The organism is Psychromonas arctica (assembly GCF_038155225.1).
Classification (GTDB): domain Bacteria; phylum Pseudomonadota; class Gammaproteobacteria; order Enterobacterales; family Psychromonadaceae; genus Psychromonas; species Psychromonas arctica_B.
Genome location: NZ_JBAKBA010000476.1, coordinates 1 through 207, shown reverse-complemented (window position 1 = coordinate 207; position 207 = coordinate 1). Strand labels below are relative to the sequence as shown.

At 37.7% G+C, this 207-nt stretch carries 1 pseudogene; it reads left to right on the top strand.

The window, feature by feature from the left end:
* Window positions 1-21: 21 nt before the first annotated feature.
* A pseudogene (locus tag V6255_RS19135) lies at window positions 22-207 on the top strand (mechanosensitive ion channel protein); the annotation flags it as partial.

Sequence of the window (207 nt, the reverse complement as noted above, 5' to 3'; positions counted from 1 at the left end):
AACAGGACATAAATTGACAGTATGGTCAGGACCTCAGTCACTGTCGGTGTTGCTTATGTCTCACACGTTAAAAAAGTAGCAGAGCTTATTATGCAAGCAACAACAGATCATAAAAGAATAGTAGAAAGTCCTGCTCCTGTCGTTACTTTTGAAGATATTTGTGATAATGCTTTAATGTTCGAAGTCACTTTTTGGTTGGACTCTAGT